We start from the raw sequence: 16,319 nt of genomic DNA on the forward strand, positions 1-16,319 counted from the left end.
ATGCACCCCCTATATATTCATCGGTTACTAACACCAAAGGTGTTTATCCAATGTCTACTATAAGGGGTGCACTGTACCTTATTATTGCCGTTACTTTTGGTGACCTTTGCCTGGATTTTCTTTTTCGTATTCGAAGGTCACTTTCACAGGCTCGCTCATATCACTTGTGGATAGATACGCTTCATTGATTCCTTTCAAGTTACCCGTCAGCTTGAAGGTGAATTGAAAGCTTCCCGATTCTGTAGTCTTCGTCTGAGCTTCGAGATGAACCTTGCCTTTCGGATTAATTACCTTCAACTTCACATCTGCAAGGTTGCCATTCATCACGAATCCATCAATCGTTACTTTTTTCGCCGCTTCGTCGACCGTTACTTGTACGCCGTCAATAACCTGCACGTCTACAGCTTCTGAAAGGTTATATACACCGAATTCGTAGAAGGAATATCCATAATCTGTAGCTCTTTTAACACCTTGGAATTTGATGTATCTCGCCTTGATCGGATTAAATTGTACCGTTTCCTTGCCATCATGCGCTTTAATGATTCCGTCATTCGCCATCACATTGGTCCAGGTCTGCTTATCGTTCGACACAAGGATCTTGTATTGGTCAGCGCGAGCATACTCCCAGTCGATTCGAACCGTATCTACCATCTGCGCTTCACCGAGATCGATCTGGAACCAAGTATCGTTCACATAATCGCTCGCCCATCTGGAAGCAGGGAATCCGTCAACGGCTTTCGCAGGTGCATAATTCGGATTGCCGCCTTCGGTCGAAGATGCTTCTACCGCTTTACCCAGCGCCATGTTTCCGATGAGGTAATAGACGTTATCCTTCAGCGTGTTGTACGCCTCATCTTTAACAGTGCCCGCTGTCTTCAATTCATCCAGCTTTGCGTTAAAGGCTCTTAGATATTTGTTAACTTGCGCCGCATCTTTCCCTTCGTAGCGCTGCATGATATCCAAATAAGTGTTCAAAGAACGCACCGCTTCGGCACTCGTAAATTGCTGGGCTTTATCGAAGCGATCCACTAGCATCTTCATACCGGATGCATTCGTAGTTGCTTCGATTACGTAAGATGTTTTCTGCGATTTGCCCGATGTTGCCGTGATGACCAGTTCATGCTTACCCAGCTTGCCAGCCAGAGGGATGACGGTACCTGCTGTATAAGGCTTGCCATCATACGTAGCCGTTACTTTCGTAATTCCATCGTCTTCTTTCAATTGCCATGTAAACTGAACGGATTCCGTGTCAGGCAGGGCGACTCCACTTTGGAACGGCTGCCCGTTCATCTGCACTTCCACTTCTGGAGGAGCGCCATTGTTGACTTGGTACGTTCCATTTACGTATTGATACAGCCAATCATATAGAATGCGGTTGGCAGGATCTGTGCTTACCGCGCTATCATACACGGCATCATTGCCTTGATAATAAGCATTGAAGCCATTGGTCATTAGACCTGTCTCCACGCCGCTGTTCAGATAATCGATATACCGTTCGCGGAATACGCTGTCTGTCAGCATTCGATCATCGAACTCAAACTCATTGGTCATGCCATATTGTTTAGCGATGTTCGCAGCGTCTTTCAGACGGTCATAGTCCATCGGCTCGAAGAAATAGTTCGGTTGGAAAGCTACGGCATCAAATCCGACTTCCTCCCACATGTAGCTCTTGTATGCCAAGAAGTGCGGGATCCAGAAAAACTTCATATTGTTATTTCCGGAAACATTCATGCTATGAACTTCGTTGCTTACCGAACGAATCAAATCCGGTCCTTCCGCACTTGTACTGATCTGCTCTTCCAGCCAGTACATGCCCACTAGCTCAAGATGGGAATAATTCGCTGCTTCCCACTTTTGCTTCACTTCGTTCAAATACCATTGAACCGCTTTTTCTCGATTTGCAAGCGCTTTCTCTTTTCCGACTACTGAAGCGCGGAAATTTAAATTCTCACCATCAATGACTCCGAAATTCGTGATATACTCACCTGGGTCCGGAATCATCAAGACAACCTTTTCCTTTTGATTAGGCTGGCCTAACGCTACTCCTACTTCCTTCGTCGCTTCATTTAGCTGATACATATCGCCTGTTGGAGCAAAGGTCTTGTCCAGATACCATTTCCAGTCCTCCAGGTATGCATTTCCGCCAAAATCACGATTTGGTGTTGGTGGACTAATTCCGAGATACAGCACACCGTCAAAGAGCCAATCCACAGGTTTATCTGTCTTATCGACATAACTGATGTTCGGAATGATCCGCTCCTTCGACCAATCTCCTTTGCCATTCGAATAATGTCCGTTATAAAGCAATCCGAGATGCTCAATTCCAGCTGTTGCTTCTCCCGGCTTCAAAAAGCCAACAGGCTCAGCAGGAACCGTTACCGCTCCTTCAGCCTTTCCGTCTGCACCTAAAATTTCTATTTCATCAACAAAAGTCATTGCTCTCGTGTGCATCGAAAAGGTTACTTTTACATAACGAGCATAGGCTATCTTCGCATCAGGGCCTGCGCTTGGGATTCCATCTTTATTTCCATCCCATGCATAAGTCTCCTCGTATTGTCCATCTCTCCATAACGTCTGGATCGCGTTATGCGAGAGCAACCCCCAATTCTCCTTGTCGTCGGAGACGTACATGGAGACCGTCAGCGGCATGAGTACATTGTTGTTCGGCCAATCCTGCAGAAAATGAGCTTTAACACCCGAGATCGACTTGGCCTCGCCTAAATCGAATACGACTTCGCGCGTCATCTTCTTGTGATGTCCTACCCACGCTGGATCTGAGATATTCTTCGTCCCATACTTACCGTCGGTAAGCTTCGTACCATCATCTGGATACGTTGGTTCAGGGCCTTGCGACCATTCATAAGGAAGACCTTGAGCAAGATTATGAAGCTCTCCATACACGACTGGAACCACTCCTTCAGTCTCCGCAACCGGAGCCTGTTCTTTTGTTTGTGTTGGCGGAAGTGCCTCTTCCGCATGCACGATCGGTACCACTGTCAACAACATGGATGTAATCATGATAATAGATAACCATCTCTTATTCCATTTCATTCATGTAGCTCCCTTCTTATTCCTGAGTAAAGAAACATCATCAAACTTTTAACAACATATTTATCATTTCAAGCTGAGTTCGATGCTCTTTCCTCCTTCCCTCCTGTTCGTGATCCTATCACGATATTGAGAAGCATAAGCAATGGCCTACTGTAACAGTAAAAAACTTGACCCCTATTTCAAATAGATAAATCATTACCTTTCGTATACATTTCTTTACCTTTTACTTATACATATATTCAGTGTTTAACCAATCCTTCGAACCTACTAAGACTATAAGACTAGGCTATCGACGATTTGTCCATCTTTTAGAGGGGGTCTATGAGTCGAAGGGGGCTGTTGTAGAAATGACTTTTACCTTGTAACAACTTATCTCGAATGATAGACTAGGTAATATATTGGAGAATATTATCAAATAATTAATATTTTTGCAGGGGGTAGACACATGAAGGTTTGTCAAAACTGTGGCCATAAAAATACTGACACGAATAATTTCTGTGAAAGCTGTGCGGCTCCTATGAATACAGCCTCTATACCACCAACTGAACCTCAAACATTTGAATTTGAATATGGTGTAGCGTCAGGAAAATGCGGAATTACAACGTTAAGGAAATTTCAACATTAAAAAGCCTAATTTCTCAATTTAATGTGAAGAAATTAGGCTTTTTTCATTGCTCCATTAAAGCGCCCTTTTATGGAATATCGTTCTTGAGTAACCATGCTATTGATTTCAAGAAATGAACCCAAATGTTATTTATTTAAAGCTTGTTGAATATGTGCCAAATGGTGATTACCATGCCATGCGTAAAGTGCGATACTCTGCTCAATTCGCATTTTACTACCATCAGGATACTGATATGTACGCTGTAATTGAGAAGCTGTTAGATTTTTAAGTAAAAATGTCCAGCGTTCATGTAGACTTTCTAATAACTGTAATGAAACTTTAATAGGCAACTCATAATCTAATAGCTTTGCCCATTCACTTTCTTCATACGTTTTAACCACTGGATTTTCTTCTGTCAAAGCTAATTTCATTCGCATATAACCATTTAAATGACTATCGAAAATATGGTGAATAAGTTGACGTACATTCCAGCTATTTTCTCTATACGTTTTTGTTAGTTTCAATTCATCAAGGAATACAGTTAATGCATTTAAACGACTAGGTAGTGTAGTCATTTCTTTAATCCACATTTGAATATCTTTATTTTGTACTTCATTTGGACAATCGAATTGTCCAATTGGGTATCTATTATCCATTATAAATTCCCCTCACTTTTCTGCCCTTTAATAACAATTATTTTAAATTACCATTATTTTCACAATAGGTTACTCAATTATATGGCCCTTTAATGAAATAAGGAATGATTATTCGTTCCCTTCCGATAGCTTTCTATATAATGAAGCCCTTGACACATTTGTAATTTCACAAATTTGATTTACAGTCATACCTCCTTCTTTATATAGCTTTACTGCATAATTCATCCCTGCATAGCCTTATTTCGAATATGGCGATCCAATCGCAATTAACTGCACAAAAATTAATGAAGTATTTAGATAGCGGCAAAACAAGTGATTTATCCGCTGCACAAGAGGAACTGCAGAGAGTAACCGAGTCTATAGCCGTTATTACTAATAATCGTGTAAAAGTTTTGAAGGATGCTGGCTACTCAGCGGAAGAAATAAAAGCATTGGCAAATTGATATAAAGGGGCTGTCCCAAGAGGGATAGCCCCTAAAATTTTGTCAAACAAAGAGAAACCAAGCCTCGATAGAATTTAAGTGCGATCCGACTAAAAAATCTGGCGAAGACTGCTATAGCGGCCTTCACCGGATTCCCGTTACATTAAACTAGTATTGATTAGTCCAATGTCTCCACAAAGTCTACAAGCTCTCTCAAATTATGTATGGTCCATTGAACGCTAGATTTCCCGCTTCTATCAATTAAGAAAGACGTAAATCCTTGTTCTCTAGCTCCTACCGCTTCAACTTCGTAATCGTCAACGTATATACTTTCCCCAGCAGTTACACCTAGAGAATCTAGAGCCGCATTGAATATACGTGGATGAGGTTTACCAACTCCAACTAGCGAACTTGCCGTAAATGATGAGAAATAATGATGGATATTTGCCGATTTCAATGTCATCTCGAGCGAAGGCGGACAATCACTAATAACCCCCATCTTATATCCTCTGGATTTAAAATACTCTAAAACCTCAATAGTTTCTTCAAATAACTCTTTCTTTAGATACCATAAATGCTGCATTAAATAATCTACGCGTTCTGATACCTGTTCTGTTATTCCAAGCCTTTTAAACAATACTCTGTACCATTCGGCAAAAAATTTCAGCTCTTGTTCCACATTTTTATAGGGTGCAAAATCATGGCCGCCGTTGAAAACCTCCCAAAAAACTTCCATAAACAGTTCATGAGAAAATAAAAAGGGAACACCGCTCCATTCTGATAACTTGTCATCACGAAGAGTCTCCCATCCTGGGTCATTAAAGGCCAACGTATCATCACGGTCAAAGAAGATAGCTTTATACTGCAAAAGTTCCACCCCTTAATAGGATTATAGAAGCTTTTAAAATCTATGATTCCACCGGAATGCTTTCGATAGCTGTAAAAAATACATCAAGAAGGTCTCGATCAAACTTTGCTTTTACATAGTCGGATATATGGTCAAGCTCTTCCTCGCTGTCATACTCTAGGCATGCTCGCCCTTCGCACCATAGTACTGTACATTGAAATTCCTGTCTCAGGTGCTCAATAACATAATCCTGCTCTACGGATTCACGGATGGCTGTCAACACTCTCACGCCCCTTCTACATATGATTATCCTCACAATAGTTGATGTCTTATTATTCAAAATTTAGATTTGTGTTTTCGAGGACATTTGTCACATATGGGAGAATGACAGGGACGATCGGGTTGAACTTACTTAGGAATAACAACGTTAAACGTGAATGGGTTCGTTGGCACCTTGCTGCCGCCTTTAGGCTCGATGCTGACAGCAAAATGCTTAACAGTCTGCGGCAGTCTGCCGTTGAAATATAAATAAGCCTTTCCCTGATCATAACGAAGCAATCCGATATTGGTCTGGTTGTTCTTGGTTACAGCCCACATCTGATAATCATGCACTTGTGAAGGAGTTAATCCGTCAAATAAGAACAGTAATTCATTGGACTTGCCCTTGATCCAGGCATATCCGTCCATATTCAGCTGAGGAAGTCGCTCGATCCGATAGATGATAGTCTGCGGATCCCCTATTAATGAGCTTCCTTCAATATTGTTCATTTCTTGCGTCCACTGTGGCGGTCGAACCTCCTGGATCACATCATTCGCTTCAAATGAAGAGACGATCAAGAATAACGCTAGACAAGCGGCAATCGATACGGTGGTAATCGGACGTCTGATCACGTATAGCAGCTTGTTAAGCAGCACTCGAAACATCAATTTTCTCTTAATACGCATAGAAGGCATCATAAGGGATTCCTGCTGCTGCAGCTGTGGATCATCATGGGGCGCAGCTTGGGTCCCTGTTAAGGTTTGCTGCCACATGAGTACACCTTGTTTACAGGAATGGCAGGTTTGCAGGTGATGAGTCAATTGATCGCGTTTATGCTCAGGAAGCTTAACCATCACATAATCGATCAGATCTTCTTCCTTCCAGTTGCATGTTGTGTTATTCATGGCGCATCACCTTCTTCTTGGGGTCCCCCCAACCCAAACTAGACATCTGTTTATGTAAATTACGAAGACCGTACCGCACGAGCGATTTAACAGTACCTAGCGGAATATGCATCTCGGTTGACAGCTCCTGCTGGGTGCGTGAGCCCAGGTACATTTCAGTAACGACTTCGCTCTGTTTACTAGGAATGAGCTGAAGCGCTTCTCGGAGCGCCTCGACTTGCAGCTTAGCCATAACCGAGTCTTCAACGGCAGGTGCTGATGATCTGCAGCTTATTGCAGATTCAACTGCTTCCGATAGCTCCCCTGCAGCGGTTCGCTGCCTTTTTCTCAAGCTGTCAATGCAACGGCTTCGCGTCATAATGGCGATCCACGCTTCCAGACTGCCTCTCGTGGCGTTGTAATGGTCTGCCTTTTTTATAATTTCAAGAAATACATCCTGACAGACATCTTCTGCTTCCATCCTGTCTCCCATGATACGCAAGGCAATTTGCATGATAAATGGAGAATACTTCTGATAGAATCGGTCAAATGCGTCTATGGATCCGTTCTTTATTTCTTGCAATAGCTCTACCATACTGCGGTCTAAATCTGACACATACCCTCACCCCAATCATAGATGTCTAAACCATATGTATCAAATATTTTGCAACGTGTGAATACCAGCCTTGATTATTTAACTCGATTTAAGCTTGTTTTAAGGTTGTTTTAAGCTAATTTTTATGTAAAATGATAAATCCAAACGGCACTCCCTGGGCGTACTTAGAGTGTATAACTTTCATCCAAGGAGGTCTATGATTCTATGTTACATGCTAGTAAAAAACGAGTTGCATCGCTGCTCATCTTTATTCTCACATTCGGAATATTGAGCATGAGCCCAGGAATGAGCAGTACCGCATACGCCGCTGGAGGAGTATCGCTGTATACCACGTATACAAGCCTCACGGCACCGCCTGGAGAGGAGATCAGTTATTCAATCGATGTCATCAATAACACCGATGAGATCCAGAATGTAGGGCTAAGTGTCGATACAGGAGCTAGTAAATGGAATTATGAGTTAACCTCTGGCGGCCATCAGATTCAACAAATCGCGGTTAAGCCAAATGAATCGCAGACTCTGAACCTGCAGCTAAATGTTCCTCTTGAGGTGAGTAAAGGGGAATATACATTTTCTGTGAAGGCCAGTACGGGATATACGCTTCCGTTAAAAGTTAAAGTCTCTGAACAGGGCACCTATAAAACGGAGCTCACTTCCGAACAGCCGAACATACAGGGTCACTCTGAAACCACGTTCAATTTCAGTGCAACCTTGCGCAATCGCACAGCTGAGAAGCAGCTCTATTCCTTGCGCGCGAATGCTCCTGCAGGATGGGATGTTAAATTCTCGGTTGCAGGCAGCGATGTAGCATCCGTTAATGTCGAGCCGAATGCTACGGAGGAAATCAGTATCACAGCCGTTCCTCCTAAACAGGTAAAGGCAGATACGTATAAGATTCCGATTCAAGCCGTAACCAATTCCACATCGGCAGAAACAGAGCTTGAAGCCGTCATTACCGGCACATACGGCATTAAACTTAGCACACCGAATGATCTGCTCAGCACTTCCGTCACATCCGGTTCTTCTAAAAATTTGGATCTGGTCGTGACCAATACAGGAACCAGTACTTTGAAGGATATTCAGATGAGTTCAACAACACCGGTTGATTGGGAAGTGACGTTCGAGCCAAAGACCATTGCAAGTCTAGATCCCGGTCAAACAGCAAGTGTGCAGGCCACGATCAAAGCAGATAAGAAAGCGATTGCAGGAGATTATGTAGTAGACATGACGGCGCAGAGCGTAGAGAAGTCTGCAGATGCTCAGTTCCGAGTAGCGGTGAAAACTTCCATGCTATGGGGCTGGCTCGGCATACTGATCATCATAGCCGTCGCGGGCGGAGTATACTATCTTTTCCGTACCTACGGGAGGAGGTAAACGGTGGAACAATCCATTATCGAACTAAGAGATTTAACGAAGCGATATGATAACCATACAGCAGTCGACCATCTTGACTTATCGATTCAAACCGGTGAAATTTATGGACTGTTAGGCCCTAACGGCGCGGGGAAATCGACAACGATTCTGATGATGCTTGGGCTGACCGAACCAACCTCCGGTTCTGTCCGCGTCTGCGGGTTCGATTCAACCAGACAGCCGCTGGAGGTAAAGCGCCGCGTTGGCTATATGCCTGACGACGTGGGTTTCTACGAGGATCGTACGCCGCTTGAAAACTTGATATATACAGCAAGGCTGAATCGTATTCCACTTAAGCAAGCGCAAGAACGAGCTGAACAGCTCATCGAGCGCGTGGGTCTATCAGATGCGGTCTCGAAAAGAGTAGGAACCTTCTCACGCGGGATGAGACAACGGCTAGGGCTGGCGGATGTGCTGATTAAGCAGCCGGAAGTGATCATCCTCGATGAGCCTACGCTTGGCATTGACCCCGTAGGGGTCCGAGATCTGCTTCATCTGATCAAACAATTACGAGATGATGAAGGCATTACGATTGTACTCTGTTCGCATCATCTGCATCAGGTGCAGCAGATCTGCGATCGTGTCGGCTTGTTCGTAAAGGGGCAGCTCTTAGCAGAAGGTGACGTAGCCAGCTTATCCAGAGAGTTATTTGCAGGAGAACCGGTGCGTGTCAAAGTAAAGGCTGATCCGATCACGGCAGAATTAATTGAGTCCCTCTATAAAGTTGACGGAGTCATCAATGTTGAACTACAAGAAGGTTGGCTTGATATTGATTGTTATAGCAATCTAGCAGGTGTAATCTCTCAATTGATCGTACAATCTGGAGCTATGTTGTCTCATATCAGCACCAAAGAGTATGGACTGGATGAAATCTATCACCGCTATTTTGAAGGAGGTGATCCTGATGAACCAATTGCTGTCCAAGGCAAAGCCAAAGCTGAACCTCAAGCTCAAGTTTCACCGGAAGCCGCGAACAGAACGTGATGCTGTTCCTCATCCATTCTGGATCATGGTGCAAAAAGAGATGACCGATCATATCCGCAGCTGGCGGTATATCGTTCTGTTGGCATTAATTGCTCTGACTTGTATCGGCTCTATATATTCGGCGATAACAGCACTAAAGAGCGGTGCGGCAACTGAAGGCGCGAATACGAACTTTTTGTTCTTAAAAATATTTACAGCATCGGACGGAACGCTCCCTTCTTTTGTTACCTTTGTGAGCTTCCTGGGGCCATTGATCGGGATTGTGCTTGGCTTCGACGCCGTTAACTCAGAACGGAACAAGGGTACGTTAAGCCGTGTTATGTCTCAGCCGATCCATCGCGACTATTTTATTAATGCTAAATTTGTTGCGGCGCTGATTATGATCGCGATCATCTTCTTTACGTTAGGATTTCTCGTTATGGGATTCGGGATGATCACGATTGGGTATCCACCGACATTGGAAGAATTCTTGCGGGTTATCATCTATCTGATCATGACGGTCTTCTACGTTGGATTCTGGTTGAATCTATCGATTCTATTCTCGATCTGGTTCCGTCAGGCAGCCACATCGGCGCTTTTGTCTATTTCCGTCTGGCTGTTCTTTACCGTTTTCTTCGGATTAATTCTCAATCTAGTAGCCGGTTTGATCGCGCCTACCGATGCTTCAAGTGTCAATCAGATTCTGAGCTATCAAAGCACGTTACAGAATATTGCGCGAATATCACCCGCAATGCTGTTTGATGAAGCGACGATGACGCTGCTCATGCCAAATGTCCGCGCGCTCGGACCATTGACGATGCAGCAGCTAGTAGGTGCGATACCGGACAGTCCGCTGCCGCTTGGACAAAGTATTCTGCTTGTCTGGCCGCAGTTAACCGCCTTGATTGCGGAGACGATGATTTGCTTTGGTCTTTCTTATGCTTTATTTATGAAGCAAGAGATCCGTTCCCGCGCATAGGTTGTATGAAATGAAGGGACTTGAATTCTTGAGATAGCGCCCATGCTTGGCGCACTAAAAATGAGCTGCCAGATTCATGCTTGGCAGCTCATTTTATGCAGTCAAATTATCCTCGATTTAATAGCCATCTCTTCACAGTCAACATCCTCTGCTTACTCAGACTTACTACATTTATATTCATTAACCTCTCACTTAAAACGTTGTTACAGCAGCGGCTTCTTTGTCATTGCTTACCTCATAATACTGTGCTTGAGCGTGCCAGAGCTCATGGTACTTTCCGCTCTTGTCGGAAACGAGCTCGTCATGGCTACCTCTTTGAATCAGCCTTCCCTCGTGGAACACGGCAATATCGTCGCAGAAGCGGCAGCTAGACAGGCGGTGCGAAATGTAAATTGCCGTTTTATTGCCGACAATCTCGTTAAATTTCGAATAAATCTCAAACTCGGCTATCGGGTCGAGTGCGGCAGTCGGCTCGTCAAGGATGATAATCGGCGCATCCTTGTACAGCGCGCGTGCCAGCGCAATTTTTTGTGCTTCTCCGCCGGAGATTTCCACGCCCTTTTCGTCAAAATCCTTGTATAAACAGGTTTCAGATCCGCTCGGCATTTCGCTATATCGCTTCATGAAGCCGGCCTCCGCAAGGCATGCCTCTACCTTGGTCTTGTCGTAATCAACTCTAGCGGCGACATTCTGACCTAAACTGAACGAAAACAACTTGAAGTCCTGAAAAACAACCGAGAAAATCGACGTATACTCTTCATGGCTGTACTTCTTAATGTTAATGCCATTAAGCAGAATTTCCCCTTCCGTCGGGTCATATAGACGGCAAAGCAGCTTGATGAAGGTCGTCTTACCGCTTCCGTTCATCCCTACAACCGCGAGTCGCCCTCCGACTTTAAATTTCAACGATACGTTACGCAGCGTCTCCTGTTCTGACGACGGGTATTTGAAGGACACATTTCGAAACTCGATCTCGTAATCATTATCGCCATCATCGCATAGCGCACGCTTTTCCACGGGGAGCGAACCCTGGTACATTTGCGAGGGGATATCGAGAAAGTCGAAATAGACCCTCATACATTCGTTATTCGCGCGAAGTACAGCGAGCTCCGTCATGAAGCTTGTAAAAGCGCCGGTGAACTCATTGATGCTGCCTACATACTTCACAATAGAACCGACGCCGAACAATCCTGCCAATGCTTTTAATCCGACAAACAGATAGACTAGGGTCGTGATCAAAACTGTCGAAATCGTAGCAATGCCCGAATACTTTATTTCATATTTAGCCATCTTGTTAATCACGACATTAGAATCATCGAACAACGCCATAGATTCGCTTTCGATTAATGCCTTCTGGTTATAGATCCGAATGTCTTTTCCCGCGTTATAGGCAGGGAGATAGCTGTTAAAATAATAACTGAATATCCGGTTGAATGGGATGAATTCATTCATAATTTGATACATCTTTTGAGTCATGTTTGCGTTTGCGTACATACTGATCATGACGTTTGCAAGAATGCACGCCCCCAAGACAATTGAAGAGATCGGCGATGCTGCAAAGCCGTATATCCCCGTTAATTCGTGATCGGCGTTTAGTGTAAACAACGAGAAAGTGAGCGATACCGAGAAGACGATGACAAATAGACTTTTGACGATCTCCTGAAATGAAAAAAACAGCCTCCAAATTCCTCCACTGTTCATATTGCGGATTTCGTTAATCTTCACTCTCAAACGGTGTGTCTCAGGATTTTCGACGCTGGTGTAGTCCATGTTGATAATTTTTTGGCTCAATACCATTTCATATCGGTGGTTAAACTCCGCCTCTAAGATCGAAATGAGTCTGCTCATCAACCTGATAATCAGAGCAACTATTAAGTTTAATGAAATGGTAATAGCAGCGTATTCGATTAAAAGTTGAAAGGATTTCCCGTCAACGATACCGTCAATAATAAACGCGGACATATAAATATTGACAAAGGGAGAAACCGCATTAAAAATCGCCCTGATAACAATCAGAGAAAGCAGCCACGGACGGATTCGGCGGATTTCCTGCAGCCCTTTGACTATGTAGAGAATATCATCTATCAAACGCCTCATGCTTCCACAACCTCCTTGTAGTAGTGACTTTGGAGGTTGAACAGATCGGCGTATTTGCCTCCAAGCTTCATCAATTCGCTATGGGAGCCTTCCTCGACGATTTCACCATTTTCAAGGAAGAGTATTCGTTCGCAGAAGCGCGTGCTTGATAAGCGGTGAGAAATGAATACCGAAGTTGTGCCCGATGTTAATTCGTTGTACTTCAAATACATTTCGTTCTCCGCAATCGGATCAAGTGCGGCAGTCGGCTCGTCCAGAACGATGATCTTGCCGCCTTTGTACAGAGCTCTTGCCAACGCAAGCTTTTGTTTTTCCCCGCCTGATAAATCAATCGCATGGTCGTGAACGCTTTTTAGCAGCACGGTGCTTTCGTGTTTCGGCAGACTCTGCACCTTCTCATACAGCCCCGAAAGCTTCAACACCTGTTCAAGTCGCTCGCTGTCTATTTGCTTTTCCTCGCACAAGGCGATATTTTTCGCAATCGAAATCGGCAGCAGACTGATATCCTGGAATACAACCGACAGTAACGTATAATATTCATCACGGTTGTACTCGGTAATATTCACATTCCCTACCTTTACAGCCCCCTCTGTGGGTTGATATAGACCGCACAGCAGCTTAACCAGTGTCGTTTTACCTGCACCGTTGAGCCCGACCAGCGCAATTTTTTCGCCTTGCTTCACCTTAAAGTTCAAGTGCTTCAAGGTAACGTTTTCGCTATGCGGATAGATGAAGGAAACATGATCGAACTCAATTTCCGGGGAGCTTGACAGCAATTCCTCGCCTTCTCCGCGATTGAAACGGTCGGGCATATCGAGGAACTCGCGTACGTCGCAAAAGCCGAGACTTGTCTTCTGAATCGCATTGTAGGATTCGACCAATCCGAGCAGCCAGCCGGAATATTGGGAAATCAGCGCAAAGTATAGCACAAACTCCGCCGCCGTAATCTCGTTCTGGGTGACTTGGTAAATTAAGATCCCGTATGCGACCCCGTCTCTGATAAAGGTCATCATGGCCGCCAACCAATCAATGCCAAAGCCGCGTTTTTCGGTTTTCTTGATCCAATGCATCCGATCTGCAAGCAGCCTAGCGAATACATCTTTAAACCAGCTGGACATACCGTAGAGACGCATATCCTTTGCAACCTCGAAATCCCCGGCCTTATTGCTGATGTATCCGAGTTTCCGATCGATCGGCACCCATTGATCTTTATTCCGATGTACCCAATAATTGTGGGCCTTATTGACGTAATAATTGGCTATCGTCATCACGCAGAGCAGCAGCACAAGCCACGGGCTAAGCGCAATAATCAAGGCCGAATACGTGACAAGACCGATCGTATTGGCACAAATATTGACGAATTGAGAGAAAATTTGCTGTGTTCCGCTATTATCACTGTAAAGCGTATTTAAGGCTTTTTGCATTTTGGTTTGCCCGTCAGGGTTTTCGATATTGTCATAGTCCGTATCCATGATTTTATTGCTGCTCATATTAATATATAAGAAGCGATTGCCGAAGGCTCTCCATGCGATTGTGACGCTGACAAAGTTATTCAGCAAGTGAAGTGACAATATTGCGGCTGATATATACAACACATAAGTAATCAAGGTACCTGCAGACGAACCATTCGACACAAGCTCCACTACAAATTTGGATAAATAGGCACCGAGCAACGGCAATAGCACGACTATAGGGATACGCGTCAGGATCCCCAAGAACAGGGCTTTGTCCAGCTGCCACGATTTACGCAGCAGAAATAGGACATTGCTCGGCAAAGAATACAATGGCTTTGTTTTTTTCTCTTTCTTCATCGACATACCTCCTTGCCATCAGGGTAGCATATCATGGAAAAGGACGACTGTTTATTGCACGAATGGTCCATACCTGAGCACGAATGGTTAGAGCGGCAGCATAACCTCTGTTGCAAACACGCCTTCTTCATGCTGACGGTTGACATAACCGTTGTATTTATCAGCGATCCGATCAATCCGCAGCAGCCCGAAGCCATGGGTAGCGCTGTTTTTGGTCGAGATGAAGGTTTTGCCGTGTTTAATCACTTCTCCGCTGACGGAGTTCGATACCGAAATATATAATTGCTCTTTCAATACTCCGATATATACACGGATATAGCGTTCGAATGGGTCTGGTTGTTTCAGACATGCTTCCATCGCATTATCTAGCAAATTTCCGATGATCACGCAGAGGTCGATCTCGGAGATTTGAAGCTTGCCTGGCACGGTTGCCTTTGCGTTGACGGCAATGTCTTTCTTGGCAATAAGCGAAAGCTTGCTGTTAAGAATCGCATCTATTAAAACATTGCCTGTCTGGAGAACCGTATCGACAGTGGACAAGTCCGAATCGAGCTTGCTTAGATACTCCTGAAGCTCGGTTGTTTGATCGAGTGCAAGGTGCGCCTTCATAGTCTGGATATGATTATGGTAATCATGTCGCCAGCCGCGCATCTGCATGTATATATTTTGCACTTCGTCGAAGTGCTTGGTCATAAGATCATTTTGATAGGCAGAAATACGGCGATCAAGCATTCGGCCAAAAAGAAAATTGGCTAGTCCCATCTTCATCCCCCTTTGAAAAATTGGATAAAAGCCTGATTTACCTTGTCATACGATCGGCGTGAAAGCGGCAATGCCCTGTTGGTATCAAGTATGACTTCCGTTTTGGTGATGCGTTTTATATGCTTAAGCCCGACAATATAGGAGCGATGGCAGCGGATGAAGCCTTCCTCAAGCTGATGTTCGATTTCGGTAATGGATTGCTTCACATTGTATAGACCGTCTATCGTCTCAATCGCGACATCATGAGCAAACGCCTCGACGTAAAGGATGTCACTAACGGGAATACGTACGATCTCGCTGTTGATGTTCAGCATGATTACGCGTTCTTTTTTGTTCAGACTTCTGCACGCCTTGTCGAGCACTGAGAACAGTTTTTCTTCATTCACAGGCTTCATGAGATAATGCAAAGCCGATACCTCATAGCCCTGCGCCATGAAATCGGGGAATCCTGTAATAAACACGATTTGCATCGATTCGTTGTCACGCCGAATATGCTGCGCAAGCTCCACGCCGTTCATTTTCCCCATCTCGATGTCAAGCAGAAGTATATCCGTATTCTTGTCTTCTGTATATCGAAATAGAAACGCCTCCGCAGATTCGAAGGTTTCAATGACCACTCTATGCTCGTTCGCCACAGCCCACTTATTTATTAGCATCGTTAAATATTTGATTTCAACTTGCTCGTCGTCACATATTGAGATATGAAGAGTCATTGCTTGTCCTCCGCTGGTGAAGTCACACGTTCAGAATATCGGTATTCTACCTACCATAATTTATCACGCATTTATGTATGATTATAACAGACTCCCTTCACCTCGCCTCAACGCAAAAAACCGACCTCTTGCGGTCGGCTTACTGATAGAATCTACATGTATTCAGCTGTTCATGGTATGATTGAAACATTCGATATTGTAATAATAAGTAAACTAACTCGACTATTTTTGTGAGGGATTAG

14 protein-coding genes and 1 pseudogene are annotated in these 16,319 nt (G+C 44.3%); 4 read left to right on the forward strand and 11 right to left on the reverse strand.

The genetic code is table 11. The features are described from left to right. Positions 1–90: 90 nt before the first annotated feature. Positions 91–3,051, reverse strand: coding sequence for a DUF4855 domain-containing protein (locus AC3WTP_RS14020; RefSeq protein ID WP_492395242.1), 2,961 nt, complete (start codon positions 3,049–3,051; stop codon positions 91–93). A gap of 445 nt (positions 3,052–3,496) precedes the next feature. On the opposite strand from AC3WTP_RS14020, the gene AC3WTP_RS14025 reads away from it, so the two are divergent. Then, entirely contained in the window at positions 3,497–3,676 is a 180-nt protein-coding gene (locus AC3WTP_RS14025; protein ID WP_492395243.1) for a zinc-ribbon domain-containing protein, read from the forward strand. A gap of 125 nt (positions 3,677–3,801) precedes the next feature. On the opposite strand, the gene AC3WTP_RS14030 is transcribed toward AC3WTP_RS14025, so the two are convergent. The 6 genes and pseudogenes from AC3WTP_RS14030 to AC3WTP_RS14055 form a co-directional block, all read right to left on the reverse strand. Then, a complete protein-coding gene (locus AC3WTP_RS14030; protein WP_492395244.1) occupies positions 3,802–4,311 on the reverse strand; it encodes a YfiT family bacillithiol transferase in 510 nt (169 codons plus the stop codon). A 108-nt stretch (positions 4,312–4,419) separates the two neighbouring features. Next, a pseudogene (locus AC3WTP_RS14035) lies at positions 4,420–4,545 on the reverse strand (helix-turn-helix domain-containing protein); the annotation flags it as partial. A gap of 366 nt (positions 4,546–4,911) precedes the next feature. Beyond that, positions 4,912–5,601, reverse strand: coding sequence for an HAD family hydrolase (locus AC3WTP_RS14040; RefSeq protein ID WP_492395245.1), 690 nt, complete (start codon positions 5,599–5,601; stop codon positions 4,912–4,914). 40 nt (positions 5,602–5,641) lie between these two features. Beyond that, on the reverse strand, positions 5,642–5,863 hold the full coding sequence (locus AC3WTP_RS14045) for a hypothetical protein (protein WP_492395246.1): 222 nt from the start codon (positions 5,861–5,863) through the stop codon (positions 5,642–5,644). Positions 5,864–5,988: 125 nt separating this feature from the next. Further along, positions 5,989–6,744, reverse strand: a complete 756-nt coding sequence (locus AC3WTP_RS14050; protein ID WP_492395247.1) for an anti-sigma factor domain-containing protein — start codon at positions 6,742–6,744, stop codon at positions 5,989–5,991. Then, positions 6,737–7,339: an RNA polymerase sigma factor gene (locus AC3WTP_RS14055; RefSeq protein WP_492395248.1), complete on the reverse strand. Its 603-nt coding sequence runs from the start codon at positions 7,337–7,339 to the stop codon at positions 6,737–6,739. The genes AC3WTP_RS14050 and AC3WTP_RS14055 overlap by 8 nt, the downstream gene beginning before the upstream one ends. Before the next feature lie 204 nt (positions 7,340–7,543). Here AC3WTP_RS14055 and AC3WTP_RS14060 point away from each other — a divergent pair, with 204 nt between their 5' ends. From AC3WTP_RS14060 to AC3WTP_RS14070, 3 genes are read left to right on the forward strand one after another with little or no spacing between them, the layout of a single operon-like run. Further along, positions 7,544–8,713, forward strand: a complete 1,170-nt coding sequence (locus tag AC3WTP_RS14060; protein ID WP_492395249.1) for a COG1470 family protein — start codon at positions 7,544–7,546, stop codon at positions 8,711–8,713. A 3-nt stretch (positions 8,714–8,716) separates the two neighbouring features. Next, positions 8,717–9,736 (forward strand): ABC transporter ATP-binding protein, encoded by a 1,020-nt coding sequence (locus AC3WTP_RS14065; RefSeq protein ID WP_492395250.1) that lies wholly within the window; start codon positions 8,717–8,719, stop codon positions 9,734–9,736. Next, positions 9,657–10,694 carry an ABC transporter permease gene (locus tag AC3WTP_RS14070; RefSeq protein ID WP_492395251.1) on the forward strand — a complete coding sequence of 346 codons (1,038 nt, stop codon included), beginning with the start codon at positions 9,657–9,659 and terminating at the stop codon, positions 10,692–10,694. The genes AC3WTP_RS14065 and AC3WTP_RS14070 overlap by 80 nt, the downstream gene beginning before the upstream one ends. Positions 10,695–10,886: 192 nt before the next feature. Here AC3WTP_RS14070 and AC3WTP_RS14075 read toward each other — a convergent pair whose 3' ends face one another. From AC3WTP_RS14075 to AC3WTP_RS14090, 4 genes are all read right to left on the reverse strand, one after another. After that, entirely contained in the window at positions 10,887–12,791 is a 1,905-nt protein-coding gene (locus AC3WTP_RS14075) for an ABC transporter ATP-binding protein (RefSeq protein ID WP_492395252.1), read from the reverse strand. Further along, complete coding sequence (locus AC3WTP_RS14080; RefSeq protein ID WP_492395253.1) at positions 12,788–14,602, reverse strand: ABC transporter ATP-binding protein; 1,815 nt, start codon at positions 14,600–14,602, stop codon at positions 12,788–12,790. Before AC3WTP_RS14080 ends, AC3WTP_RS14075 begins: the two co-directional genes overlap by 4 nt. Before the next feature lie 87 nt (positions 14,603–14,689). Next, entirely contained in the window at positions 14,690–15,364 is a 675-nt protein-coding gene (locus AC3WTP_RS14085) for a sensor histidine kinase (protein ID WP_492395254.1), read from the reverse strand. A gap of 2 nt (positions 15,365–15,366) precedes the next feature. Continuing rightward, entirely contained in the window at positions 15,367–16,077 is a 711-nt protein-coding gene (locus AC3WTP_RS14090; protein WP_492395255.1) for a LytR/AlgR family response regulator transcription factor, read from the reverse strand. Positions 16,078–16,319: the final 242 nt, after the last annotated feature.

This window comes from Paenibacillus sp. EB106-04-04-XG159, assembly GCF_058791835.1.